Source organism: Stenotrophomonas sp. IS26 (genome assembly GCF_054188265.1).
Window position 1 is genome coordinate 57,905 of record NZ_JBSZJV010000004.1, and the last position, 23,639, is coordinate 81,543.

Annotated in this window: 18 protein-coding genes and 1 tRNA gene; 10 read left to right on the forward strand and 9 right to left on the reverse strand. The window is 68.2% G+C overall.

The features are described from left to right. Position 1: 1 nt before the first annotated feature. Positions 2 to 77 (reverse strand) — tRNA-Ala (locus ACW6W5_RS05555). A 104-nt stretch (positions 78 to 181) separates the two neighbouring features. Next, positions 182 to 1,507, reverse strand: coding sequence for an acetamidase/formamidase family protein (locus ACW6W5_RS05560; protein WP_152153425.1), 1,326 nt, complete (start codon positions 1,505 to 1,507; stop codon positions 182 to 184). Between the two features lie 331 nt (positions 1,508 to 1,838). On the opposite strand from ACW6W5_RS05560, the gene ACW6W5_RS05565 reads away from it, so the two are divergent. After that, positions 1,839 to 4,184 (forward strand): TonB-dependent receptor, encoded by a 2,346-nt coding sequence (locus tag ACW6W5_RS05565; RefSeq protein ID WP_152153426.1) that lies wholly within the window; start codon positions 1,839 to 1,841, stop codon positions 4,182 to 4,184. 88 nt (positions 4,185 to 4,272) lie between these two features. On the opposite strand, the gene ACW6W5_RS05570 is transcribed toward ACW6W5_RS05565, so the two are convergent. Both ACW6W5_RS05570 and rnd read right to left on the reverse strand, forming a co-directional pair. Further along, positions 4,273 to 5,451, reverse strand: coding sequence for a serine hydrolase domain-containing protein (locus tag ACW6W5_RS05570; RefSeq protein ID WP_152153428.1), 1,179 nt, complete (start codon positions 5,449 to 5,451; stop codon positions 4,273 to 4,275). A gap of 284 nt (positions 5,452 to 5,735) precedes the next feature. After that, positions 5,736 to 6,818 carry a ribonuclease D gene (gene rnd / locus ACW6W5_RS05575; protein ID WP_152153430.1) on the reverse strand — a complete coding sequence of 361 codons (1,083 nt, stop codon included), beginning with the start codon at positions 6,816 to 6,818 and terminating at the stop codon, positions 5,736 to 5,738. A gap of 233 nt (positions 6,819 to 7,051) precedes the next feature. Here rnd and ACW6W5_RS05580 point away from each other — a divergent pair, with 233 nt between their 5' ends. Next, positions 7,052 to 8,956, forward strand: a complete 1,905-nt coding sequence (locus ACW6W5_RS05580; protein ID WP_152153432.1) for a formylglycine-generating enzyme family protein — start codon at positions 7,052 to 7,054, stop codon at positions 8,954 to 8,956. Between the two features lie 109 nt (positions 8,957 to 9,065). Continuing rightward, on the forward strand, positions 9,066 to 9,968 hold the full coding sequence (locus ACW6W5_RS05585; protein WP_121038276.1) for a M48 family metallopeptidase: 903 nt from the start codon (positions 9,066 to 9,068) through the stop codon (positions 9,966 to 9,968). 33 nt (positions 9,969 to 10,001) lie between these two features. On the opposite strand, the gene xseA is transcribed toward ACW6W5_RS05585, so the two are convergent. Both xseA and queG read right to left on the reverse strand, forming a co-directional pair. Next, entirely contained in the window at positions 10,002 to 11,342 is a 1,341-nt protein-coding gene (xseA, locus tag ACW6W5_RS05590) for an exodeoxyribonuclease VII large subunit (protein ID WP_152153434.1), read from the reverse strand. Between the two features lie 60 nt (positions 11,343 to 11,402). After that, positions 11,403 to 12,491 carry a tRNA epoxyqueuosine(34) reductase QueG gene (queG, locus tag ACW6W5_RS05595; RefSeq protein WP_152153436.1) on the reverse strand — a complete coding sequence of 363 codons (1,089 nt, stop codon included), beginning with the start codon at positions 12,489 to 12,491 and terminating at the stop codon, positions 11,403 to 11,405. 72 nt (positions 12,492 to 12,563) lie between these two features. On the opposite strand from queG, the gene ACW6W5_RS05600 reads away from it, so the two are divergent. The 6 genes from ACW6W5_RS05600 (at position 12,564) to ACW6W5_RS05625 (ending at position 20,095) form a co-directional block, all read left to right on the forward strand. Further along, on the forward strand, positions 12,564 to 14,042 hold the full coding sequence (locus ACW6W5_RS05600; RefSeq protein WP_152153438.1) for an NAD(P)H-hydrate dehydratase: 1,479 nt from the start codon (positions 12,564 to 12,566) through the stop codon (positions 14,040 to 14,042). Positions 14,043 to 14,044: 2 nt separating this feature from the next. After that, positions 14,045 to 14,527, forward strand: coding sequence for a tRNA (adenosine(37)-N6)-threonylcarbamoyltransferase complex ATPase subunit type 1 TsaE (gene tsaE / locus ACW6W5_RS05605; RefSeq protein ID WP_152153440.1), 483 nt, complete (start codon positions 14,045 to 14,047; stop codon positions 14,525 to 14,527). A gap of 88 nt (positions 14,528 to 14,615) precedes the next feature. After that, positions 14,616 to 16,196 carry an N-acetylmuramoyl-L-alanine amidase gene (locus ACW6W5_RS05610; protein WP_152153482.1) on the forward strand — a complete coding sequence of 527 codons (1,581 nt, stop codon included), beginning with the start codon at positions 14,616 to 14,618 and terminating at the stop codon, positions 16,194 to 16,196. 107 nt (positions 16,197 to 16,303) lie between these two features. Then, positions 16,304 to 18,181: a DNA mismatch repair endonuclease MutL gene (mutL, locus tag ACW6W5_RS05615; RefSeq protein ID WP_152153442.1), complete on the forward strand. Its 1,878-nt coding sequence runs from the start codon at positions 16,304 to 16,306 to the stop codon at positions 18,179 to 18,181. 10 nt (positions 18,182 to 18,191) lie between these two features. Further along, entirely contained in the window at positions 18,192 to 19,130 is a 939-nt protein-coding gene (locus ACW6W5_RS05620) for a DUF1684 domain-containing protein (RefSeq protein WP_152153444.1), read from the forward strand. Between the two features lie 2 nt (positions 19,131 to 19,132). Beyond that, positions 19,133 to 20,095 (forward strand): TraB/GumN family protein, encoded by a 963-nt coding sequence (locus ACW6W5_RS05625; protein WP_428999442.1) that lies wholly within the window; start codon positions 19,133 to 19,135, stop codon positions 20,093 to 20,095. A 118-nt stretch (positions 20,096 to 20,213) separates the two neighbouring features. Here ACW6W5_RS05625 and phaR read toward each other — a convergent pair whose 3' ends face one another. The 3 genes from phaR to gluQRS form a co-directional block, all read right to left on the reverse strand. Beyond that, positions 20,214 to 20,759, reverse strand: coding sequence for a polyhydroxyalkanoate synthesis repressor PhaR (gene phaR / locus ACW6W5_RS05630; RefSeq protein ID WP_152153446.1), 546 nt, complete (start codon positions 20,757 to 20,759; stop codon positions 20,214 to 20,216). A gap of 121 nt (positions 20,760 to 20,880) precedes the next feature. Then, positions 20,881 to 21,621 (reverse strand): acetoacetyl-CoA reductase, encoded by a 741-nt coding sequence (gene phbB / locus ACW6W5_RS05635; RefSeq protein WP_152153448.1) that lies wholly within the window; start codon positions 21,619 to 21,621, stop codon positions 20,881 to 20,883. 53 nt (positions 21,622 to 21,674) lie between these two features. Beyond that, positions 21,675 to 22,580, reverse strand: a complete 906-nt coding sequence (gluQRS, locus tag ACW6W5_RS05640; RefSeq protein WP_152153450.1) for a tRNA glutamyl-Q(34) synthetase GluQRS — start codon at positions 22,578 to 22,580, stop codon at positions 21,675 to 21,677. A 93-nt stretch (positions 22,581 to 22,673) separates the two neighbouring features. On the opposite strand from gluQRS, the gene htpX reads away from it, so the two are divergent. After that, positions 22,674 to 23,546, forward strand: coding sequence for a protease HtpX (gene htpX, locus ACW6W5_RS05645; RefSeq protein ID WP_121038240.1), 873 nt, complete (start codon positions 22,674 to 22,676; stop codon positions 23,544 to 23,546). Positions 23,547 to 23,639: the final 93 nt, after the last annotated feature.

Sequence of the window (23,639 nt, forward strand, 5' to 3'; positions counted from 1 at the left end):
GTGGTGGAGCCAAGGAGGATCGAACTCCTGACCTCGTCGATGCGAACGACGCGCTCTCCCAGCTGAGCTATGGCCCCACGGATGCTGCTGCTGCGTGGCGTCACCGGCCTCGGCCGTACCCCGCAATGGGCCTAGTCTAGCGCCGACCGGCGGCGCCTGCCAAGTGGGACCTGCGTTGGGTTCAGTGCCTGGCCCGCGCCGTGGCGGGCGCGCGTTCCACCTGCTGCAGCAGGGCTTTGTCCAGTTTGGCCGCCACCCCGACGCTGCGCCCGGCCAGGTTGGCCACCGCAAAACTGACCGAACTGCCCAGCACCTGCGCCGTCTCGGACAGGCTCAACCCGTAGTCCTGTTCCAGCCACTGCGCCATCCCGGCGGTGGCCGCGCGCAGGGCATCATCCAGCGAGCCGGCCTGGCCCAGGACCATCAACTGCGTCGCTGATTCCACCCGCGGCGCTGACTGCGCACGGGACTTGATCACCTCCACGCTGAACTCCACGTCCATCGAGGTCTCCAGCGCGTACTGCGAGGTTTCGCCATCGCCCTGCAGCGCGTGCGCATCGCCCAGGTAGAGCAGGGCGCCGGGCTGGGATACCGGCAGATACACGGTGGCGCCCTCGCGGATTTCGTTGAAGTCCATGTTGCCGCCGAAGCGGCCGGTGTCGCCGGTGGAGATCGGCGCGCTGCCAAACCCTGGCGCCACCGCCAGCCCGCCAAGCATCGGCCTGACCGGCACCCAGAAGTCCTTGAGCTTGCCGGTGGCCGCCTCTGGGCGGGCACGGCCGCGTTCGCGGTCCAGGGTCCAGCGCACCGGTTTGTCCAGTGCGGTGGCCTTTGCTGCCAGGGCCGGTGTCAGCGCGCGTCCCACGATGCTGTCCAGACTATCGGCGTAGTCGCGGTTCAAGCGCAGGCGTTTGATGTGGATCGCCAGCACATCGCCGGGCTCGGCCTCCATCACGTAGAACGGCCCCGTCTGCGGATTGCCGAACAGCGCCCGGGTCTGGCCGTTGGCATCCACGCCGCCGGAATCCAGCGTCGTGGTGCGCACGCTGTCGCCCGGCCAGACCGTCAGCACGGGCGCGCGGTGGGGCGAAAACTCATTCGAATAGGAGATGGGCACGAAGTCATGCTGGCGTGGGCCGCCGGCCGGCCGCTCGGGCAGGCGGCGCGCGCTGAAGGGATGCATCGCGCGTCGCTCGCTGGCGTTGGTGTCGGGATAATCGGCCGTACCGCGCAGGGTCGTGCCGGTCTGCTCGCCGCGGAAGCGGTAGGTCGCGCCATCGCTGCCGGTGACGACAAATGCCAGCGTGGTGCCCTGGCGGCTGCCCTGCAGACTATCCCCATCGAAACGCCCCTCCACCGGACCCTGCTGGTCGGGCAGGGTGAGCAGCTGGTAGGCCGGGCTTCCCCACAGGTCGGTGGTGACCAGCCACTGTGCAGGCGGTTCGGCGGCCTGGGCGGCCGAGGCGGACAACAACAGGAGCAGGCAGGCCAGCGGGCGAGAGGACATGCGGGGATCTCGTGGATGACCGGTTCAGTGTTCGCCGCCGCTGCCAGGGCGACAAGTGCCGGGCGACACGTGACCGATGGCCCGGAAAGCATCAAACGCGAACCCCGCCCTTCCGGCGCGCGCTTTGGCCGGGCATAATCCGCGCCAGAAAACGCGGCCGCATAGCCAGTGGACCAGGGGGGCCGGACAGCCGTCGCCCACAACGCCCTGACACCAATCTGCAACATCCAGCCAATACCGTGCCGCATCGCTGTCTCCACAGCGATGCCGATTTCCTATGGTGCCCGGCCATCTGCCGGATGCCCCGATCTGTACTACCCGAGACCTCTGCATGCCCGCTCTACGCCACGCCCCTGTGTCGACGCGTCTTCTCTCCCGTTCCCTCTCCGCTGCCGTGCTGCCGCGCCGCCGCGCGCTGGCGCTGGCCTGCGCCTCCGCTGCGCTGATGCTGTCCGCTGCCGCCTCGGCGCAGGACGCGCAGTCCGCCAGCGCGACCTCGCTGGACACCATCACCGTCACCGCCGACCACCGCGAGCGCAACCTGCAGGAAGTGCCGGTGTCGGTCGGCGTGGTGCAGGGCGAGAAGATCCGTGATTACACCGCTGGCGGCGATGACACCCTGCTGGCCCTGTCGGGCAAGGTGCCGAGCTTCTACGCCGAAACCACCACCGGCCGCATCTTCCCGCGCTTCTACATCCGTGGCCTGGGCAACATCGATTTCTACCTGGGTGCCTCGCAGCCGGTGTCGATCATCCAGGACGACGTGGTGCTTGAACACGTGGTGCTGAAGTCCAACCCGGTCTACGACGTGGACCAGATCGAGGTGCTGCGCGGCCCGCAGGGCACGCTGTTCGGCCGCAACACCACCGCCGGCATCGTCAAGTTCGACACGATCAAGCCGAGCCAGGATTACAGCGGCCGCGTGCAGGCCAGCTATGGCTCGTACGGCAGCGTGGCCATCGATGGCGGCTTCGGCGGCCCGATCAACGACATCGCCTCGTTCCGCGTGTCGGCGCTGTACCAGCACCGCGATGATTACGTCGACAACACCTACAGCGGCCCGAGCGCCGATGGCACGGTCTCGCCGAAGAAGAACGCCATGGGCGGCTTCGACGACCGCAACGTGCGCGCGCAGCTGCTGCTGCAGCCGAGCGACAACTTCTCGCTGCTGGCCTCGGCCCACGCACGCGATTACGACGGTACCTCGACCCTGTTCCTGCGCAACGCCGTGACCAAGGGCTCCAACACGACCGACGTGCCGCGCGACAAGGTCGCCTACGACGAAGCCGACAACAACCCGCAGGCCTACAAGACCTACGGCGGCTCGGTGAAGGCGATCTACGATTTCGGCAACGTCTCGCTGACCTCGATCACTGCCTACGAGACCACCTCCGGCTACAGCCGCGGTGACACCGACGGCGGCGCCGCCGTGAACTACCCGGTCAACGGCGTGCCGAACGGCTACGGCCAGTCGATGGGCCAGATCCGCGATCTGGACCAGTGGACCCAGGAATTCCGTCTGGCCAATGGCGATGACAACCGCCTGAAGTGGCAGGTCGGCGCGTTCTACTTCGACGGCCGCGACACCACCGATTTCTACCAGCGCGCCTGGTTCCTGCAGGGTAATGCCCGCAACCCGAACAACTGGGTGCGCCTGCGCAACGTCAATACCTCCTGGGCCGGATTCGGCCAGGTCAGCTATGACGTGACCGACAAGTTCACCCTGACCGCCGGCCTGCGCCAGACCAAGGATGAGAAGAAGACCCGTCTGCTCAAGACCGCCGATACCGCCGCCGGTGCCGTGACCTACAAGGGCCGCACTTACGTGGAGATGTCCGACACCACGCCGAGCTGGGACCTGAGCGCGATGTATGCGTTCAACCCGCAGCTGAGCGTGTATGCGCGCGTGGCCCGCGGCTTCCGCGGCCCGACCATCCAGGGCCGTTCGGCCGTGTTCAATGCCGATTTCACCACGGCGAACTCGGAAACCATCCTGTCCTGGGAAGCCGGCATCAAAAGCAGCCTGTGGGACAACCGCCTGCGCGTGAACGCCGCCGCGTTCACCTACGTGGTCAACGACATCCAGCTCAACGGCAACGATTCGGATGGCAACGGCGTGCTGTTCAACGCCGACAAGGCCAAGGCTTACGGTCTGGAAGCGGACATGGAGCTGCGCCCGATCCCGAACCTGGCCCTGAGCGCCGGTGTCAGCCTGCTGCACAGCAAGATCCAGGACGACCGCGTGTACGCGCAGGTCTGCGCGCTGAACGGCGCCGTGGTCTGCACCGTGAATGACCCGACCATCAAGGTCGGTGCCAACACGTTTGCACAGATCAACGGCAATCCGCTGCCGAACGCCCCGAAGTACAACATCAACCTGGCGGCGCGTTACGACATGCCGGTCAATGACAGCGATGTGTTCTTCGTCTCCACCGACTGGAACAAGCAGGGTTACACCAGCTTCGTGCTGTATGACTCGGCCGAGTTCAACTCCAAGGGCAGCTTCGAAGGTGGCCTGAAGCTGGGTTACTCCGCCAACTACGGTGCCTGGGAAGTGGCGCTGTTCGCGCGCAACATCACCAATGAGAAGAACCTCAAGGGTGTGATCGAGAACTACATGGCCGCGGTCTACAACGAACCGCGCACCGTGGGCGTTTCGCTCAACATGAACTGGTAAGACACGCGATCGCCGGTGCCGCAGGGCACCGGTGAGCATGATGCGTGTCTCGGCAACGCCCCGCATCTGCGGGGCGTTGTCGTTTCTGTTACTTGGCGGGCGCCCCGGCTGCAGCCGGCGCCAGCTCGGCGAACAGTCCGCCCAGCACGCCCATGGTGGCCTGGTCGGCGCCCATGTCTTCGGCAGCGTTGGCGATGGCGATCACGCCGTTGTTCTGGCCGGGGAACAGCACCACCCAGGCCAGCCAGTTACCGTCCGAACCGCCGTGCACCAGCACCGGGCCCTGACGGCCGGCAATCGAGGGCTGCACGCCCCAGTCCAGCCCGGATCCACTGCCCGGCTGCGCGGTCTGCATCAGCGCGTACGAGGCCGGTGTCAGCAGCGTGCCTTTGCCTTGGCTGCCCGCGAGCTGATCGATGGCGAACAGCGCCAGATCCTGCAGCGGCATATGCAGGTTGCCGGCGGCAGTGTAGAGCGGCGGCACCCCGTCATCGGCCTTCTGCGGCGCGGTGGTCACCGGCTTGCCGGCGCGATGGCCCCGCGGTTGCCCGGCCGGGGTCGGGCCGAACCCGGCACCGGTCATGCCCAGTGGCTGGAACACTTCGCGCTGCATCAGCGTTTCCACGTCCTTGCCAGTGGCACGTTCGGCGATCACCGCCGCGATCAGGAAGCCGCTGTTGCTGTAGGCGAATTCGGTGCCGGGCGGGTGCACCGGCGCTTCGGCCAAGGCGGCCTTGACGTAAGCCTCGCGCTGCACGGGCAGGGCCCGCGTATCAACGAAGAACGCATCCAGCGCGGCGGCGTCGGTGAGGTTTTCCGGCAGGCCGGCGCGGTGCGAGAGCAACTGCACCAGGGTGACGCTGCGGTAGGCCGGCTGCATCTGTGCGGTAAGGTCGGGCAACAAGGTCGACAGCGGTGCATCCCAGCGCAGCACACCCTGTTCAACGAGCCGCGCGATCATCGCCACCGTGATCGGCTTGCCGGTGGAGCCGATCATCCATTGATCGTCCGTGGTGACCGCTGTCGTCGCATCATTGCGACGGACGCCATGCACGGCATGTTCGGCGATCTTGCCATCGCGGATGACCAGCACGCCCATCGCAGGCGTGGCGGTGCCCTGCAGGGCCTGTGCGAGCCGTTCGTTCAGATCATCGGCAGCGCTGGCCGTAGTGGCCGCCAGCAGCAGGGTCGCGCCGAGCCAGCGGTGCAGGCGGCGCGTGGTGCGGCGAGGGGAGGGGGCGTTCCTTCGAGTCGCGATCAGATGCATGGGAGTCCTTTGCGCAGCCGCGTGGGCAGAACCTGCGCCGACGGCGCGGTCCTGCGGGATGCCGTGTCCGGACCGGGCCTGTTGCAGGCGCGGAGCGTTGCGTGCGATTCACTCTTGCATGCGGTTTGAACGTGCGTATGTGTCTGCGGTCATGCCGATGACGACATGTCAGGGACGGTGTGCGCTTCGTTCAGGATTCGACGGCAGTGGGCCGTCGTCAGTGCACTCGCAAGGTGATGCGAGCGGCGCATCGGTGCGGTCAGATCCGCACCGATGCGTGAGGCTCATGCAGTCGGCGGCAACAGCGCCGAGAGGATCGGTTCGAGCTGCGCCTGGCGCCAGCCGGCCAACGCCGTCGGCCACTGGCGGCTTTCCAGGTAGCTTTCCAGATGCTTGCGCGAGGCGAGCACGCCATCGGGCAGACCGAGTTCGGCGCTGCGCGCGCTGACGGCATCCTGCAGCCGCTTGAGGGCTTGTTTGTTGGCATCGTTGGCCGGCAGCGCCAGCGGTGCCTCGGCTTCGTCGGCGAGCGGGGTGATCAGCGCCTGCCACACCTGGGCGGCCAGTTTGCGGGGGGCCTTCGGGAAGCCCTCCATCAGCCTGGACAGCGCATCCACATCGGCCGGCGGGGTACGTGCGAGCACCGCAGCCAGTTCGTTGTCGAGCACCCAGCTGCGCGGCTTGTCGCTGGCGCGGGCCTGGACGTCGCGCCAGCGCAGCAACCGCAGCAGACGCAGTTGCGCGGGGGTATCCATGAACTGTGCCGAGCGCATCGCCACGTGCGGCCAACGCTCTTCATCGTGTTCGACACTGGCGAGCAGGCGCTCGGCATCGTCCTGCAGCCACTGGCGGCGGCCCAGTTCCTGCAGGCGCGCGTCGAGGGTGTCGTGGATCTGGAACAGATATTCCACGTCGTCGGCGGCGTATTCCAGCTGCGCCTCCGAGAGTGGGCGGCGCATCCAGTCCGAGCGGGTTTCGCCCTTGGCCAAGGTGACGCCGGTGACTGCCGTGACCAGTTTCTGGTAACCCATGCCGCCGCCGATGCCGGCCAGCGATGCACCGATCTGGGTATCGAACAGCGGGCGCGGCAGCACGCCGCAGGCGACCTTGAAGGTAACCAGGTCTTCGCTGGCGCTGTGCATGATCTTGAGGATGGAGGTGTCGGCCAGCCACGGGGCCAGGGCCTCGTTCATGCCGGGGATCAGCGGGTCGATCAGCAGGATTTCATCGCCGACGGCCATCTGCACCAGCGCCAGCTGCGGCCAGTAGGTGCGTTCGCGGATGAACTCGGTGTCCAGGCCGATGCGGGTGGGGCGCTGGCGGTAGCGCTCGTCCAGTTCCGCCGGGGTTTTGATCCAGTAAGCCACGTGGGATTCCATGTACTGCAAAGGGGTGCTCAGGTCGGGGAGGATAGCCTAACGCCACGCCACGCCACGGCCGGCATCCCGCCGTGCGGTGATGAACGCCCGGGCCGGGGACGGTCGCCCCCCGCGACGGTGGCGATTATGATGATCCCCTGCCTGCGCCTGCGGCATGCCCCCTGGATCGCCATCGCGCCCCGGGCGGCGGCTTGCGACGTGGCGTGGGCACCAGCAAGACGATGACACGCCCCAAGGACCCCCATTTGCGACCGTCAGGCCCATTGCCGCTGCTGTTCACTGCTCTGTTGGGCATGCTGGCCGCATGTTCTCCCGCGCCCGCGCCCGCGCCGGCACCGTCGGCAGCGCCGGCCGCCAAGCCGGCTGCCGCACCGGCCAAAGCGAGCGCGCCGGTGGCGCAGGTCACCATCGGAGGCGAGGACGCTGCCGAGACGGTGGAGCGCTGGCAGCCACCTGCCGTCACCCTCGTTGACGACGACGTTGTCCAGGCTCGCCGCGATGCCGCACGCGCCTTCGAGGAAGACCGGCTGTACCGCACCGCCGAGGACGCGATCCCGATCTGGCTTGCACTGCTGCAGCACGATCCCAAAGACCGCCTGGCCGAGGCCGGGCTGAAACGCGCGCGGCAACGCCTGCTGCAGGAGGCGTCCGCCTTGTTGGAGCGGCCGCTCAAGCAGCGCGAGGCCTTGGCCCAGGCCAGCGAGATGGCCTTGGTACTGCTGACCCTGGCGCCGGACGATCCCAAGGTGCGCGAGCTGCAGTCGCGGGTGGAAATTGCCCAGCGCGTGGTGGCCTACAACCGCGCCGGCGAAGACGATCTGCGCGCGGACCGCATCGGCGAAGACGGCGATGGCGCCATTCCCAATTTTCGTGAAGCACTCGCACTGGACGCGGACAACCCCCGCGCCCGGCAAGGGCTGGCAGCGGCCGAGAGCGCGCTGATCCGGCGTGCCGAGACGGCGGCGCTGGCGGCCGACTTCGCGACGGCCGGTACCTGGCTGGCCGAAGCGGCCAAGGTCCGGGACTCCTCCATCACCATTGCCGATGCCTTCGAACGTATCGAAAAGATCCGCTCCGACACCTTGGCGCGGCTGCGTAACGAGGGCCTGCGCGATCTGGCCACGCCGCAGGGACTCAAGCCGGCCCGGCAGAAGCTGGAAGATGCCCTGCGCATCGCGCTGCCCGGTGATCCTGTCGTGGGGCAGCTGCGCGAGCGCATCGAACTGGTCACCCATTACGGCAGCTTCCGGCCGCGGCAGGTGTTCAGCGATGCGCTGCGCGATGGCGGCCGCGGGCCGCAGATGATCGTGGTGCCGCACGGCGGCTTCCAGATGGGTGCGGCCGAGAACGAGCTCGGCGCGACCGATGCCGAGAAGCCCGCGCACTACGTGCGCTTCGAGCGCGGTTTCGCGATGTCGATCACCGAAGTGACGGTCGCCGATTTCCGCCGCTATGTGCAGGCTACCAAGGCCCGCCCCCGGGCCACGCGGCGCGGTCATTCAATCGTGTATGACGAGCGCAGCGGCAACTTCGTCCGGCGCAGCGGGGTGGACTGGCAGTCCGACTACAACGGGGCCGAGGCGATCGCCAACCTGCCGGTGATGCACGTCAGCGTACGCGATGCCGAGAATTACGCGACCTGGCTGTCCGAGCAGACCGGGCGCTCCTACCGGCTGCCCAGCGAGGCCGAATTCGAATACGCGCTGCGCGCGGGCAGCAGCGGCCGGTACCCGTGGGGCGATGCGGGCACACCGCCCGCGCGCGCCGGCAACTTCACCGGGGCCGAGGATGTCTCGCCCTCCGGGCGGCACTGGTACAACGCCTTCGTCGGCTACGGCGATGGGTATTGGGGGCCGGCGCCGGTGGCCAGCTTCGATCCCAACCCGTGGGGCCTGCACGACATTGCCGGCAACCTCAGCGAATGGGTGGCCGACTGCTGGCATGCCAGCTACCGGCGTGCGCCGTCCGATGGCGTGGCCTGGTTCAACCCGGGCTGCCGGCAGCGCGTGATCCGCGGTGGCAACTGGGCCAATGCGCCGGCACAGACCCGCGCGGCCTGGCGGCAATCGCAGGATTCGGACACCACCAGCGCACGGATCGGCTTCCGCCTGGTCCGAGGCATCTGAGGGATCTCCCCGTCGTGGGGTGACGGGATTTCACCCGGCCCCCCGGCGCGCGTTCTAGGATTGGCACAGTGTCGGGCAGGGTGCCGCGGCCATCTCAGGAACCACGCGCATGCGCAACGATCCATTCGGCGGTCAGCAGCAGGGCCGCGCCCGGCGGCCGGGCCTGTTCGGCAACATCCGCTGGTGGGTGCTGCTGGCCTTCGCCGGCTATGCCGCGTTCTATTGGTTCTCCAACCGTGCGGTGGATCCGTATACCGGCGAGAGCGTGCTGATCGACAGCTCGCTCGATGCGACCCAGGAAAAGGCGCTGGGCCTGCAGGCCTACCAGGAGATCCTGGCGCAGGAGCGGCCGCTGGATCCCAGTGCACCGCAGTCGCGCGAAATCCAGGCGATCGCCCAGCGCCTGATCGCCAAGGTGGACGTGGTGGAGACCGCCCTCGCCGAAGAACATGGCCTGAAGCCAGCCCATTTCGCGCGGGATTTCGAATGGGAAGTCAACGTGATCCCCTCCGATCAGGCCAACGCCTTCTGCCTGCCGGGCGGCAAGATGGCGGTCTACACCGGGTTGATTCCGGTCGCGCGTACGGTGGATGCGATGGCGGTGGTGATGGGGCATGAAATCGCACACGCCTTGCTGCGCCATGGCGCCCAGCGCATGGCCCAGCAGAAGATGACCCAGATCGGGCAGATGGCCGGTGCCGCCAGCGGCATGGACCCGCAACAGCAGCAGATGATGATGTCGGCGATGGGCTACGGCTACCTGCTGCCGTACGCGCGCAGTCATGAAACCCAGGCCGATGAAGTGGGCCTGATGCTGGCCGCGGCAGCGTGTTTCGATCCGCAGGAAGCGATTCCGCTGTGGGAGCGGATGGGACAGGCCAGTGGTGGGCAGTCGACGTCGGAATTCGCGTCCACGCATCCCAACCCGGGCACGCGCATCCAGAACCTGCAGGCGTTGATGCCCAAGGCGATGGAATACCGGCAGAAATTCTGCGAAAGCGCGGGACGTTGAAGGCGAACCGCGCAGCGGCTTGGGCGCGCCGGATCAGCGCGCCGGTTCGTTGACCGTTACATCGATCACGCCGTCCTGCACGCGCGCCTTGAGCGTGTCGCCCGGGCGCACCTGCAACGGCGAACGCACCAGACTGCCATCGTCCTCGCGGGTCAGGATCGCGTAGCCACGCGCGACGGTGGCCAGCGGGCTGACTGCCTCCATCGAACGGGCGAGCGCACGCAGGCGCAGGGCGTCGCGCTGCAGCTGGCGACCGATCGCGCTGTCCGCACGCGGCTGCAGGCGTTGCAGGCGCTCACGCAGGGCATCCAGCCGGCGCTGCGGATGACCGCTGCGCAGCACGGCCGCTGCGTGGCGCAGCTGGGCCAGACGGCCTTGATGCTGTGTGGACCACGCTGCGTGCAGACGGCGCGCGACATCCTGCTGACGGCGCTGCAACAGCTGCAGGCGTGATTGCGGGCTCTGTGCGTTGAGGCGGAGCAGGGCACGGTCCGCGCGCTGCATCGCCTGCCCCAGGCTGTGCCGTTGCAGCTGCGCCAGACGTGCATCGAGGCGACGCACACGCAGCAGCAGGTCACGCTGATCAGGCACCAGCAGTTCGGCCGCGACCGACGGCGTCGGCGCGCGCAGATCGGCGGCGAAGTCGGCCAGGCTGAAGTCGGTTTCGTGGCCCACGGCAGACACCACCGGGGTCTGGCTGGCCGCGATCGCGCGGGTCAGCTGCTCGTCGTTGAAGGCCCAGAGATCTTCCATCGAGCCGCCACCGCGGGTCAGCAGGATCACGTCATAGCGGCCGCTGGCATCGGCAGCACGCAGCAGCGAAGTGATCTGCGCGGCTGCGCTGTCGCCCTGCACCAGGCTGGGCAGCAGATCGACCTCGAGCATCGGGAAACGCCGTTCAAGGACGCTCAGCACGTCGCGCACCGCCGCGCCGGTCGGCGAGGTGATCACCGCCAGGCGACGCACATGCGCCGGCAGCGGGCGTTTACGCTCCGGCGCGAACAGGCCCTCGGCCTCCAGGCGTGCCTTGAGCTGCTCGAAGGCGCGGCGCAGGGCGCCTTCGCCGGCTTCCTCCATGTGGTCGAGCACCATCTGGTACTCGCCGCGGGCTTCGTACAGGGTCAGCCGGCCACGCGCGAGCACGCGCATGCCTTCGCGCGGCACGAACTTCAGCCACTGGCTCTTGGGCTTGAACAACGCGGCGCGGATCTGCGAGCGCGCGTCCTTCAGCGTGAAATATAGATGGCCCGAGGCAGGGCGCGTCACGCTGCCCAGTTCGGCCTCCACCCAGATCAGGGGAAACGCGCCTTCCAGCAGGTCGCGGGCCAGGATGTTGAGCTGGCTGGGCGTGAGAATCTGCGCGCTGCGGTCCATGGAGGAATCAGGCCAAACGGTACGAACGGGGGGCCATGGTCGCACGTCGGCGGCGATGCTTCATCCCGCGGAGGTGCGGTTGGCGTGCTGCTGCAGGGCCCAGGCCACATGTTCGCGCACGATCGCCGAAGGATGCTCGCGTCGTGCCTGCAGCGCGGCCAGTGTTTCGGCGTGGGTGGGGGCATTGCCCAGCGCCACGGCAATGTTGCGCAGCCAGCGTTCATGTCCGCTGCGGCGGATCGGGCTGCCCTCGGTGCGGCGCAGGAACTCGTCTTCTTCCCAAGCGAACAGCTGGGCGAGCGAGGCGGTGTCCAGATCGTTGCGCGCGCGGAAATCCGGCTCGTCGGTGCGCTTGGCGAACTTGTTCCAGGGGCAGACCAGCTGGCAGTCGTCGCAGCCGTAAATGCGGTTGCCCATCGCCGTGCGCATGTCCTCGGGAATCGCGCCGTCGTGTTCAATGGTGAGGTAGGAGATGCAGCGGCGTGCATCCAGGCGGTGCGGGGCGATGATCGCCTGGGTCGGGCAGACATCGATGCAGCGCGTGCAGGTGCCGCAGTGTGCGCTGGCCGGTGTATCCACCGGCAGCGGCAGGTCGACGTAGATTTCGCCGATGAAGAACCACGAGCCGCCCTGTTTGTCGATCAGGCAGGTGTGCTTGCCGATCCAGCCCAGCCCGGCATTGCGGGCGAGCGCACGCTCCAGCACCGGGGCCGAATCGACGAACACGCGATAGCCGAACGGCCCGATCTCCGCGGCGATGCTGTCGGCGAACTTCTGCAACCGGTTGCGCATCAGCTTGTGGTAATCGCGGCCCAGCGCATAGCGCGCCACGTAGGCGCGGTCGCCATCGTGCAGGGTGGCCCAGGCTTCGGCGTCGTCCTTGTGGCCGTAATCCATGCCGACCGAGATCACCCGCACCGTGCCCGGCAGCAGTTCATCCGGCCGCGCACGCAGCGTGCCGTGGCGCGCCATCCACTCCATCGTGCCGTACAGGCCCTTGCCCAGCCAATCGGCCAGGTGCGCCTCGTCTTCGCGCAGATCGATGCCGGACACGCCACAGCGCTGGAAGCCGTGCACGCCCGCGATCGCACGGATGCGTTCGGCGGCACGGGCCAGATGGACGGGGGCGGGCAGGGGAACGGCGGACATGGCCTGGGCGGAAACGGAGCCTGGGGAGGGCGCGGCAAGGCTGCGCCTGGGCGACAAGTATAGAATCCCGGCATGCCCCAGCTTGCTGAACTGTTCGATATCGCCGCTGCGCGCCGCCTGGATGCGCAGGCCAGTGCCTTGCTGGGCGATGGCGGTGCCTCGCTGATGGAACAGGCCGGCCAGGCCGCCTGGCACTGCCTGCTGGAGCGCTGGCCGCAGGCGCAGCGCATCGGTGTGGTGGTGGGGACCGGCAACAACGGCGGCGATGGCTACGTGCTGGCCCGTCTGGCCCGTGAAGCCGGCCGCCCGGTGACGGTGCTGCGGCTCGACACCGATGCGCCGGCTACCCCGTTGTCGCAGCGGGCCGAGCAGGCGTTCCTCGCCACCGGCGGTGCGGTGGCGCGCTTCGAGGGCGTCCTCCCGCCGATGGACCTGCTGGTGGACGCGCTGTTCGGCATCGGCCTGAACCGCGCGCCGGCCGGTGCCGCGGTGGATCTGATCACGGCCATCAACGGCGCTGGCGTGCCGGTGCTGTCGCTGGACGTGCCCAGCGGGGTGGATGCGCGCACCGGTCACGTGCCGGGCGTTGCCATCCGTGCCACGGTCACCCTGCAGTTCATCGTGCGCCACCAGGGGCTGTATACCGGCGCAGCGCTGGAGCATGTCGGCCGTCGCCGCCTGGCCGCGCTGGCGCTGCCTGCAGACGCTGGCGAAAGCGTGCAGCACAGCGCCGAGTGCTGGCAGCAACCGCGCCTGCGCGCGCAGCTGCCGGCGCGGCGCGCCAACACCCACAAGGGCGAATCCGGCCACGTGCTGTGCGTGGGCGGCAACCTCGGCAGCGGCGGCGCGGTGATGCTGGCCAGTGAATCGGCGTTGCGCGCCGGCGCAGGGCTGGTCAGTGTGGCGACCCAGGCACCGCATGTCGCAGCGCTGCTGGCGCGCCTGCCCGAAGCGATGGTGCATGCCGTGCAGGACGCGCAGGAGCTGCAGGCCCTGCTGCCCCGCGCGGGTGTGATTGCGATCGGGCCTGGCCTGGGCCAGGACGACTGGGCGCACGAACTCTGGCGCCAGGTGCTGGCCAGCGGCAAGCCGCTGGTGATCGATGCCGACGCCCTGAACCTGCTGGCCAAGGCGCCGCAGCCACTCCATGACGCGATCCTGACCCCGCACCCGGGCGAGGCCGCGCGCCTGCTTGGGCTGAGCACCGCGCAGGTGCAGGCCGACCGCTTCACGGCTGCCAAAGCGCTTGCCGAGCGTTTCCACGCGGTGGTGGTGCTCAAGGGCGCCGGCACCGTGGTCGCCGCGCCCGATGCGCTGCCGCGGGTGATGGCCGCCGGCAATCCCGGCATGGCCGTAGGTGGCATGGGCGACCTGCTCACCGGCATCATTGCCGCCCTGCGTGCGCAGGGGCTGGGCGCCTTCGATGCCGCCAGCACCGGCGCATTGCTGCACAGCCTGGCCGGCGATGCCGCCGCCAGTGACGGCCAGCGGGGCCTGCTTCCCACCGATCTGCTGGCGCCGCTGCGCCGGTTGGTCAATCCGGACGGTTGAACATGATCGAGTTTTTCCTCGCGCAGACCGAAGACACCGACCTGCTCGGGCAATGGCTGGCCGCGACCCGGCCGCCGCAGGCGGTGATGCAGCTGCAGGGCGACCTGGGCGCCGGTAAATCCACCCTGGCCCGCGCACTGCTGCGCGCGCTGGGCGTGCAGGGGGCGATCCGCAGCCCGACCTACACCCTGGTGGAGCGCTACCCGCTGGCCGACGGCCACGAGGCCTGGCACCTGGATCTGTACCGGATCGGCAACGCGCAGGAGCTGGATTTCCTCGGGCTGGACGAGGGCAGCGCCTCGCTGTGGCTGGTCGAGTGGCCCGAGCGCGGGGCCGGTGCATTGCCGCCGACGGACCTCGAAGTGGCCCTGGAGATCCAGGGACAGGGGCGTCGCGCCCGGCTCACCGCCACCAGTCCGGCCGGTCGTGAATGGCTCGCACGGCTGCCCCAAGGGGGTGACTTGCAGGCCCTTTCTGTCGGCTGACACTAGGAAACACCGGCAGGTTACGGATTATTAAGGGAAAAGGAGTTGCATTTCATTCAGCGCGGTGATTGAATCCAGACCCATGCCAATGGGGAAATCACTCGCCGCCCTCTGCACTGCCGTCGGACTCTGTCTGGCGAGCGCGCTGTCGTGGGCGGGCGAAGTCCGCCAGGTGGCGGTGGAGACCGGTGCGACCGGGACCCGTGCGGAGATTTCGCTGGCTGGCAGCGGGGGCTACAAGACCCTGTCCCTGGCCGGTCCGAACCGCCTGGTGGTGGATTTCCCGGATTCCAGCGCGATCCGCAACCTCACACTCCCTGCGCCCAAGGGCGTGGTTACCGCTGTCCGCACCGGGCAGCCGGTGCCAGGCACGTTCCGCGTGGTGTTCGATCTGGCCGAATCGGTCGCGCCGTTCCGCCCGCAGATGATCAAGCAGGGCAATGAGTCGCGCTTGGTGATCGAGTGGCCGGGCGATGCGCCGGCCGCGGCCACCGTTGCCAGCGCGCCCGCGCCCACCCCGGCCGCAGCACCTTCGCCCACGCCAGCGGCTTCGACGCCGGCCACCGCGCCGGCACCGACCGCCGCCCAGACTGCACAGGCACGCAGCGATGCCGCGCGCGCCACCGCGTTGCTGACCGCGTCGGTACGCCAGCAGGCCAGCGCCACGGTCGCCACCTCGGCGCCGGGCCCGGCTGCCGCGACGGCCACCACGGTCAACGTCGCTGCCGCAGGGACCGCCAACGCGGCCAGCAACAGTGCGTCGCCGGCCGCGATCCTGGCCGGCCAGTCGACCCCGGCGGTCGTGGCCAGTGCCCCGGTTCCGGCGCCCGCGCCGACCCCGGCGCTGCAGGACAACCCGCGTCCGGCCATGCCCAGCGACGCTTCGCGCGTGAAGATGCGCGCCGGCATGCGTCCACTGGTGATCGCGATCGATCCCGGCCATGGCGGCCAGGATCCCGGCGCCGTCGGCCCGACCGGCAAACGCGAAAAAGACATCACCCTGGCGGTGGCACGTGAACTGGCCCGCCAGGTCAACGCGACGCCCGGGCTGAAGGCCTACCTGACCCGCGATAGCGACGTGTTCATTCCGCTGCCGATGCGCGCGCAGAAAGCGCGTGCGGCCAAGGCCGACATGTTCATCTCGATCCACGCCGATGCCGCCGAGAACCGGGCCGCGACCGGCTCGTCGGTGTACGTGCTCTCCACCAAGGGCGCCTCCTCGCAGCGTGCGCGCTGGCTGGCCGACAAGGAAAACGCCGCCGATCTGGTGGGTGGCGTGCGCCTGCAGCAGACCGAAGGCACCCTGGCCAACGTGCTGCTGGATCTGGCCCAGAGCGGTTACATGAAGGCCTCCGAAGACGCGGCCGGGCATGTGCTGGGCGGCCTGAAGCGGATCGGCAAGAATCACAAGCCCAACATTGAACGTGCGAACTTCGCGGTGCTGCGCACCTCGGACATGCCGGCCATGCTGGTCGAAACCGCCTTCATCTCCAACCCGGATGAAGAGCGCCGCCTGATCGATCCGGCCTACCAGCGCCAGATCGCCGGTGCGGTGCTGGATGGTGTGCACACCTTCTTCAGCCGTCAGCCGCCGCCGGGCACCCTGTACGCCGCGCGCGCGCAGGCTGAAATCGATGCCGCCGGCACCGTGGCGGGCGGCAGCAAGTAACCCCGCCGGGCTGCACCGCCCGGCGCACGCTATCATCACGGGATGACGTCCGTTTCCCGAATTCCCACCGCTGCCATGCCTGCCACCTCCACTGCCTGGAGGTGCGCATGAGCATCCGCCAACTCCCTGAGATCCTGATCAACCAGATCGCCGCCGGCGAAGTGGTCGAACGCCCTGCGTCCGTGGTCAAGGAACTGGTCGAAAACGCGTTGGATGCCGGTGCGACCCGCGTGGATATCGACCTGGAAGAGGGCGGTGTGCGGCTGATCCGCATCCGCGACGACGGCGGTGGCATCGCTCCGGAAGAGCTGCCGTTGGCCGTGTCGCGGCATGCAACCAGCAAGATCGCCAGCCTGGATGATCTGGAATCGGTGGCGACGCTCGGCTTCCGCGGCGAAGCGCTGCCGTCGATCGCCTCGGTCAGCCGCTTCACCCTGAGCTCGCGCCGCGCCATCGACGAGCATGGTTCGGCCCTGCAGATCGAGGGGGGCCGGCTGGGCGAAGTCACGCCGCGTGCGCAGGCGCCCGGCACCACGGTGGAAGTGCGCGAGCTGTTCTACAACGTGCCGGCGCGCCGCAAGTTCCTGCGCGCCGAGCGCACCGAGCTGGGCCATATCGAAGAGTGGCTGCGCTCGCTCGCGCTGGCCCGCCCGGATGTCGAGCTGCGGGTGTCGCACAACGGCAAACCCTCGCGCCGCTACAAGCCCGGCGATCTGTACTCGGATGCGCGCCTGGGCGAAACACTGGGCGAAGACTTCGCCAACCAGGCGTTGCGGGTGGACCACAGCGGGGCCGGCCTGCGCCTGCACGGCTGGATCGCGCAGCCACACTATTCGCGGGCCAGCACCGATCAGCAGTACCTGTACGTCAACGGCCGTTCGGTACGCGATCGCAGTGTCGCCCATGCGGTGAAGATGGCCTACGGCGACGTGCTGTTCCATGGCCGTCAGCCGGCGTATGTGCTGTTCCTGGAACTCGACCCGACCCGCGTGGACGTCAACGTGCACCCGGCCAAGCACGAGGTTCGCTTCCGCGACTCGCGCCTGATCCACGATTTCGTCTACCGCACGCTCAAGGAAGCGCTGGCTGAAACCCGTGCCGGCATGACCGCGGCCGGTCCCCAGGTGCATGCCACCGAGAGTGTCGCCACCGCGGCGCCGGCCTACGGCCTGCCGTCCGCCGGCAGCACCGGCTATGCACTCGCCGGTAACGGTGCAGGCGGTGGCGGTGGCATGGGCGGCGACTGGCGCCCGCAGCAATCACCGTTGGGGCTGCGCGTGGCCGATGCGCCGTCCGCCTATGCAGCGCTGTATGGCGCGCCGGGCGGTACCGCAGCGACCAGCAGCCTGGCGCCGATGCCGAGCGAAAACGGCCTGCCGGTGACCGCAGCCGACAGTGGCGTACCGCCGCTGGGCTATGCGATCGCACAGCTGCATGGCATCTACATCCTCGCCGAGAACGCCGAAGGCCTGATCGTGGTGGACATGCACGCCGCGCACGAGCGCATCGGTTACGAGCGCCTGAAAACCGCGCACGATGGCATGGGCCTGCATGCGCAGCCGCTGCTGGTGCCGATCACCCTGGCGGTGGGCGAACGCGATGCCGACACCGCCGAGCGCGAGGCCGAGACCTTGACCTCGCTGGGCTTTGAAATCACCCGCGCTGGGCCGGGCTCACTGCATGTGCGCAGCATTCCGGCATTGCTGGCCAATGCCGAACCCGAAGCGCTGCTGCGCGACGTGCTGACCGACCTGCGCGAGCATGGCCAGAGCCGACGCATCGCCAGTGCCCGCGACGAACTGCTGTCCACCATGGCCTGCCATGGTGCCGTGCGCGCCAACCGGCGCCTGACCGTGCCGGAAATGAACGGCCTGCTGCGCGACATGGAAATCACCGAACGCTCGGGTCAGTGCAATCACGGCCGACCGACCTGGGCGCGTTTTTCGCTGGCGGAAATCGACCGCTGGTTCCTGCGCGGACGTTGAGAGGAAGGTCATGAAGCACTGGGGAGTGTGGGCCGCCGCGTTGCTGCTGGCAGTGAGCGTGTCAGGATGCGGCGAAAAGAACGAGGCGGCACCGGCGAAGGTGGCGATCGATCCGGCCTTCGCCGCCGAACAACAGCAGTGGCGCCAACAGCGCTACGAAGCACTGCACGCCGCCGATGGCTGGACCAGCCTGGTTGGCCTCCACTGGCTGGAATACAAGGCGCACTACATCGGGCGTGGGCCGGGCAGCGGCATCCGTCTGGCGGTCGGCCCGGACAAGCTGGGCATGGTCGCGCGTGACGGCAACACCGTCTGGTTCACGCCCGAACGCGGGGTTCCGATGCAGGTGGACGGCAAGCCGGTCACCGGCCGCATCCGCTTCTTCAGCGATCGCGATCCCACCCCGACAGTCATCGCCTTCGATGACGACAAGGGCCGGCTCAGCCTGATCCATCGCGGTGAGCGCTTCGCGCTGCGGGTCAAGCACGCCGATGCCCCCTCGCGGACGAACTTCACCGGCCTGACCTACTGGCCGGGTGGTCCGTCCTGGCGCATCACCGCGCGCTTCGTGCCACATCCGGCCGGCAAGACGCTGCCGATCGTGGACATCACCGGGCTGACCACGAACATGCCCAATGCCGGTACGCTGGAATTCGAACGCGACGGCCACACTTGGCGGCTGGAGGCGATTGGTGAGCCTGGGCGCGAGCTGTTCGTGATCTTCGGCGATCGCACCAGCGGCCACGGCAGCTATCCGGCCGGCCGCTATCTCGATCTGCCCGCGCCCGATGACCAGGGCCGGGTGGTGATCGATTTCAATCACGCCTACAACCCGCCGTGCGCGTTCACGCCGTTCGCGACGTGTCCACTGACACCCCCTGAAAACCGCCTGGACCTGCGTGTGGACGCAGGTGAGCAGGCGTACCACGCCCCTGAAGGAGAGGCTTGATGATCTCGATGTTGTCGCGTGTCGTATCCCCGTTGCTGATCGCTGCGAGCCTGTTGGTCGGTACGGGCAGCGCCGACGCGCGCCCGGTGGCGCCGAGCGCGCCGACAGCGGCGAAAGCCACCCCGCCGGTCCCGCTGCTGTGGAAGGTGACCGGCCCGGGCGACAGCCGCCTGTATCTGCTGGGTTCGTTCCATCTGCTGCAGCCGAGCGATTACCCGCTCTCTGCCGATGTCGACCAGGCGTTCACGGCCTCGCAGCGGGTGGTGTTCGAGCTGTCGCCGCAGGACATGGAATCGCCGCAGCTGGCGCAGAAAATGGTGCAGGCCGCGATGCGCACCGATGGTTCGGAGCTCAAACGCGACCTGGACGCCGCGACCTGGACCAGGCTGCAGGCCTATGCGCAGGAGAACAAGCTGCCGCTGGCCCAACTGCAGGGCATGAAGCCGTGGTTCGTCGGCCTGACCATCACCCTGAGCCAGTTCACCAAGATGGGACTGGACCCCGCGCTCGGCCTGGATCGCCATTTCATGACCCGCGCCGCGAGTGCCGGCAAGGCGACCGCCGGGCTGGAAGACATCGATACCCAGATCGCGGTGCTGTCGGGGATGACGGCCAAGGAACAGCAGCAGATGGTGGCCGAAGCGCTGGAACAGGCCGGCAAGGGCGACGAGATGGGGCGCAAGCTGCATGATGCCTGGCGCCGTGGCGACGACAAGCTGTTGTGGACCTCGATGGCCACCGAGATGCGCGGCCAGTACCCGCAGCTGTACAAGCGCATCAACACCGACCGCAACGATGCCTGGGTACCCAAGCTGCAGCAGCATCTGCAGGCCGGGCAGGGCGGCACGATGGTGGTGGTCGGCACGCTGCATCTGCTCGGCAACGACGGCGTGGTCGAGAAGCTGCGCGCCAAGGGCTACAAGGTCGAGCGGGTCTGCACTGGTTGTGCCAAGCCCAAGCGCTGATGGGCGCGGCTGGACGGCGATAGGGCTGGCCGGCGACGGTGACGTCGCCCGGCCCCGAAACGAGAAAAGGCGCGGCCCGAGGGCTGCGCCTTTTTCTTTGTTGCGCCGCGCTGGGGGCTCAGCGGCGGGTTTTGCCTGCACCCGGTGCCGGCGTTTCCGGCTTCTTGCCGGTACCCGTACCCGTACCCGTGCCGGTACCTGTCCCGGTGCCACCCGGGCGGCCGCCGAAGCCGGTGCCCATGTTGCGCTGGAAGTCCTGCCACATCTCCATGTTGCGCTCGGTCAGCTGGTTCATCATCGCCCAGGGAGTCTGGCCGAGGAGATTGCCCATCTGCTGGCGGAACTGCTGCTGCTGGTCCAGGAAGACCTGCATGCTGCGCTCCAGGTAATTGCCCATGAAGCCCTGCAGCGAGTCCCCATAGAAGCGGATCAGCTGGCTGAGCAGCTGGGTGGACAGCATCGGTTCGCCGTCCTGCTCCTGGTCGGCGATGATCTGCAGCAGCACCGAGCGGGTCAGGTCATCGCCGCTCTTGGCATCACGCACCTCGAAGTCCTCACCGTCCAGGATCAGCTGGCGCACATCCTCTATGGTGATGTAGCTGGAGATTTCCGTGTCGTAGAGCCGGCGGTTCGGGTACTTCTTGATAATGCGGGTCGCAGCCATGAAGCAGTCACTCATCACAGTAGGCGCGCAGCATGGCGCAGTGCAGCAGCCTATGCAACCGCCATAGGTAGCAAGGGGCCGCATTTATGTTGCGCAACATGGAGTGCAGCAATTTCGGCCGTTACCACCCCATATGGTGGCCGCCGTTGATGTCCAGGTTGGAGCCGGTGATCCAGGAGGCTTCGTCGTTGACCAGGAAGGCCACCGCGTAGGCGATCTCCTCCGGCTTGCCGAGGCGGCCGGTGGGGATGTCGGCGATGATCTTGGCGCGCACTTCGTCCGGCACGGCCATCACCATGTCGGTGGCCACGTAGCCCGGCGAAATCGTATTCACGGTGATGCCGAAGCCCGCATTCTCGCGCGCCAGCGAAATGGTGAAGCCGTGCATGCCGGCCTTGGCGGCGGCGTAGTTGGCCTGGCCGTACTGGCCCTTCAGGCCGTTGATCGAGCTGATCTGGATGACCCGGCCCCAGCCGCGGCGGCGCATGCCTTCGATGACCGGGCGGGTGACGTTGAACACCGAGTTGAGGTTGGTGTTGATGACGTCGTGCCACTGGTCCGCACGCATGCGGTGGAAGGTGGTGTCTCGGGTGATGCCGGCGTTGTTGATCAGGATCTCGACCGGGCCCAGCGCCGCTTCAACGGCCTGCACCATGCTCTCGGCGGTGCCCGGGTCGGACACATCGCCCGGGAAGATCGCCACATCGCAGCCGCGCGCCAACATCTTCTCGCGCCAGGCCTTGGCTTTGGCTTCGTCGCGGTAGTTGGTGGCGACCCGATGGCCCTGGTCGGCTAGGCGTTGGCAGATGGCAGTACCGATACCGCCGGTACCACCGGTGACCAGTGCGACGCGAGATGTCATGAGCAGCTACTCCGAAAGGCAGGGAGAACAAGGGGGAACAGGATTCTGCAACATCAGCGGGCAAAAGGGGCGGCCTCGCCAGCGGCGTGCGGCAGCGGAATGTCGCCCGGTGGCAATCGCGCCGGATCAAAGCCATCGGCCGCCTGCCGAAGCCACCCGCCCACCTCATCGGCCCCTGCACCGATCGCCGGATCCTGGCCCAGCTGCGCCCATGCCCGGCGCAGCGCTGGCAGCGGCTGGGCGGGGTCCACCGGCAGCGCCGCCTCGGACTTGGAGAGCTTGCGCCCCTCCGGGCCGAGCAGCAGCGGCAGATGCAGGTAGCGCGGTGTCGGCAGACCCAGGGCCTGCTGCAGCAGGATCTGGCGCGGCGTGGATTCGAGCAGATCGGCCCCGCGCACCACGTCGGTCACGCGCTGCGCGCCATCGTCGACCACCACTGCCAGCTGATAGGCCCAGAAGCCATCGGCCCGGCGCAGCACGAAATCGCCGACCTCGGCGTGCACGTCCTGCACGATGCGGCCCTGCAAGCCGTCGTCGAACCCCACCACGCTGCCCGGTGGCACCCGCAGCCGCACCGCCGGTTGCGCACGCGCGGCGCGGGCCACGCAGTGGTGATGGATGCCGCCCTGCGCGGCCAGCTCGCTGCGGCTGCAGTGGCAGGCAAACGCCTTGCCCTCGCGCAGCAGCCGGTCCAGCGCGCCCTGGTACAGCGCATCGCGCTGGCTCTGATGGACGATCGGCCCGTCACTGCACAGCCCGAAGGCGGCCAGTGCGGCCAGTTGGCCGCTCACCGCGCCAGGCACCGTTCGAGGAGGATCGACGTCCTCCACGCGCACCAGCCACTGGCCGCCGGCGTGGCGGGCGAGCAGCCAACTGCCGAGCGCCGCCAGCAGCGAGCCGGGGTGCAGGGGGCCGGTAGGCGAGGGCGCAAAGCGCCCGCAATAGGAGGTATCAGACATGGACTATGAATCGTCGGTCAGTTTGCGACTTGAATTCAAGCTGAAGTCACCGCAGATTTGCACTCATCAACCTCCCATGAGCGTCCTTTTCCCATGTTCAGTCGCATTGCTCTCTTCCTGCTGACCAACTTTGCGGTGCTGATCCTGGCCGGCATCGTGATGTCGGTACTGGGCGTCAATCCCAACCAGATGAGCGGCCTGCTGGTCTTCGCGGCCATCTTCGGTTTCGGCGGCTCGTTCATCTCGCTGCTGCTCTCCAAGTTCATGGCCAAGCGCTCCACCGGCGCCGTCGTGATCACCGAGCCGCGCAACCCGACCGAACGCTGGCTGTTGGCCACCGTTGAGCGCCAGGCCCGTGAAGCCGGCATCGGCATGCCCGAAGTGGCGGTGTACGAAGGCCCGGAAATCAACGCCTTCGCCACCGGCGCCAACCGCAACAAGGCCCTGGTCGCCGTCTCCACCGGCCTGCTGCACAACATGAGCGAAGACGAAGCCGAAGCCGTGCTCGGCCATGAAATCGCCCACGTCGCCAACGGTGACATGATCACCATGGCCCTGCTGCAGGGTGTGCTCAACACCTTCGTGATCGTCCTGGCCCGCATCGTCGGCGGCTTCATCGACAGCGCCCTGTCCGGCAACCGCGAAGGCGGCGGCCGCGGCTTTGCCTACTACATCATCGTGTTCGTCCTGGAAATGGTGTTCGGCCTGTTCGCCACCATGATCTCCATGTGGTTCTCCCGTCACCGCGAATTCCGCGCCGACGCCGGTGGCGCCCACCTGGCCGGCCGCCAGAAGATGATCGCCGCCCTGGAACGCCTCAAGGTCAACCATGGCCAGAGCACCCTGCCGACCCAGATCGCCGCCTTCGGCATCGCCGGCGGCGCTGCCAAGAAGCTGTTCATGAGCCACCCCCCGCTGGACGAGCGCATCGCCGCCCTGCGCGCCGCCAACAACACCGTGGTGTAACCCACACCGCAGTGCGCAGAACAGAACGCCCGGCTTGCGCCGGGCGTTTTTTGTTGGGCGGGCGCCCGCGATCAAAAAATGTCAGTGCCGTCC

Coding starts and splice junctions, on each gene's coding strand:
- ACW6W5_RS05560 (WP_152153425.1), bottom strand. CDS start 1,507: ATGTCCTCTCGCCCGCTGGCCTGCCTGCTCCTGTTGTTGTCCGCCTCG.
- ACW6W5_RS05565 (WP_152153426.1), top strand. CDS start 1,839: ATGCCCGCTCTACGCCACGCCCCTGTGTCGACGCGTCTTCTCTCCCGT.
- ACW6W5_RS05570 (WP_152153428.1), bottom strand. CDS start 5,451: ATGCATCTGATCGCGACTCGAAGGAACGCCCCCTCCCCTCGCCGCACC.
- ACW6W5_RS05580 (WP_152153432.1), top strand. CDS start 7,052: ATGACACGCCCCAAGGACCCCCATTTGCGACCGTCAGGCCCATTGCCG.
- ACW6W5_RS05585 (WP_121038276.1), top strand. CDS start 9,066: ATGCGCAACGATCCATTCGGCGGTCAGCAGCAGGGCCGCGCCCGGCGG.
- xseA (WP_152153434.1), bottom strand. CDS start 11,342: ATGGACCGCAGCGCGCAGATTCTCACGCCCAGCCAGCTCAACATCCTG.
- queG (WP_152153436.1), bottom strand. CDS start 12,491: ATGTCCGCCGTTCCCCTGCCCGCCCCCGTCCATCTGGCCCGTGCCGCC.
- ACW6W5_RS05600 (WP_152153438.1), top strand. CDS start 12,564: ATGCCCCAGCTTGCTGAACTGTTCGATATCGCCGCTGCGCGCCGCCTG.
- tsaE (WP_152153440.1), top strand. CDS start 14,045: ATGATCGAGTTTTTCCTCGCGCAGACCGAAGACACCGACCTGCTCGGG.
- ACW6W5_RS05610 (WP_152153482.1), top strand. CDS start 14,616: ATGGGGAAATCACTCGCCGCCCTCTGCACTGCCGTCGGACTCTGTCTG.
- mutL (WP_152153442.1), top strand. CDS start 16,304: ATGAGCATCCGCCAACTCCCTGAGATCCTGATCAACCAGATCGCCGCC.
- ACW6W5_RS05620 (WP_152153444.1), top strand. CDS start 18,192: ATGAAGCACTGGGGAGTGTGGGCCGCCGCGTTGCTGCTGGCAGTGAGC.
- phaR (WP_152153446.1), bottom strand. CDS start 20,759: ATGGCTGCGACCCGCATTATCAAGAAGTACCCGAACCGCCGGCTCTAC.
- phbB (WP_152153448.1), bottom strand. CDS start 21,621: ATGACATCTCGCGTCGCACTGGTCACCGGTGGTACCGGCGGTATCGGT.
- gluQRS (WP_152153450.1), bottom strand. CDS start 22,580: ATGTCTGATACCTCCTATTGCGGGCGCTTTGCGCCCTCGCCTACCGGC.
- htpX (WP_121038240.1), top strand. CDS start 22,674: ATGTTCAGTCGCATTGCTCTCTTCCTGCTGACCAACTTTGCGGTGCTG.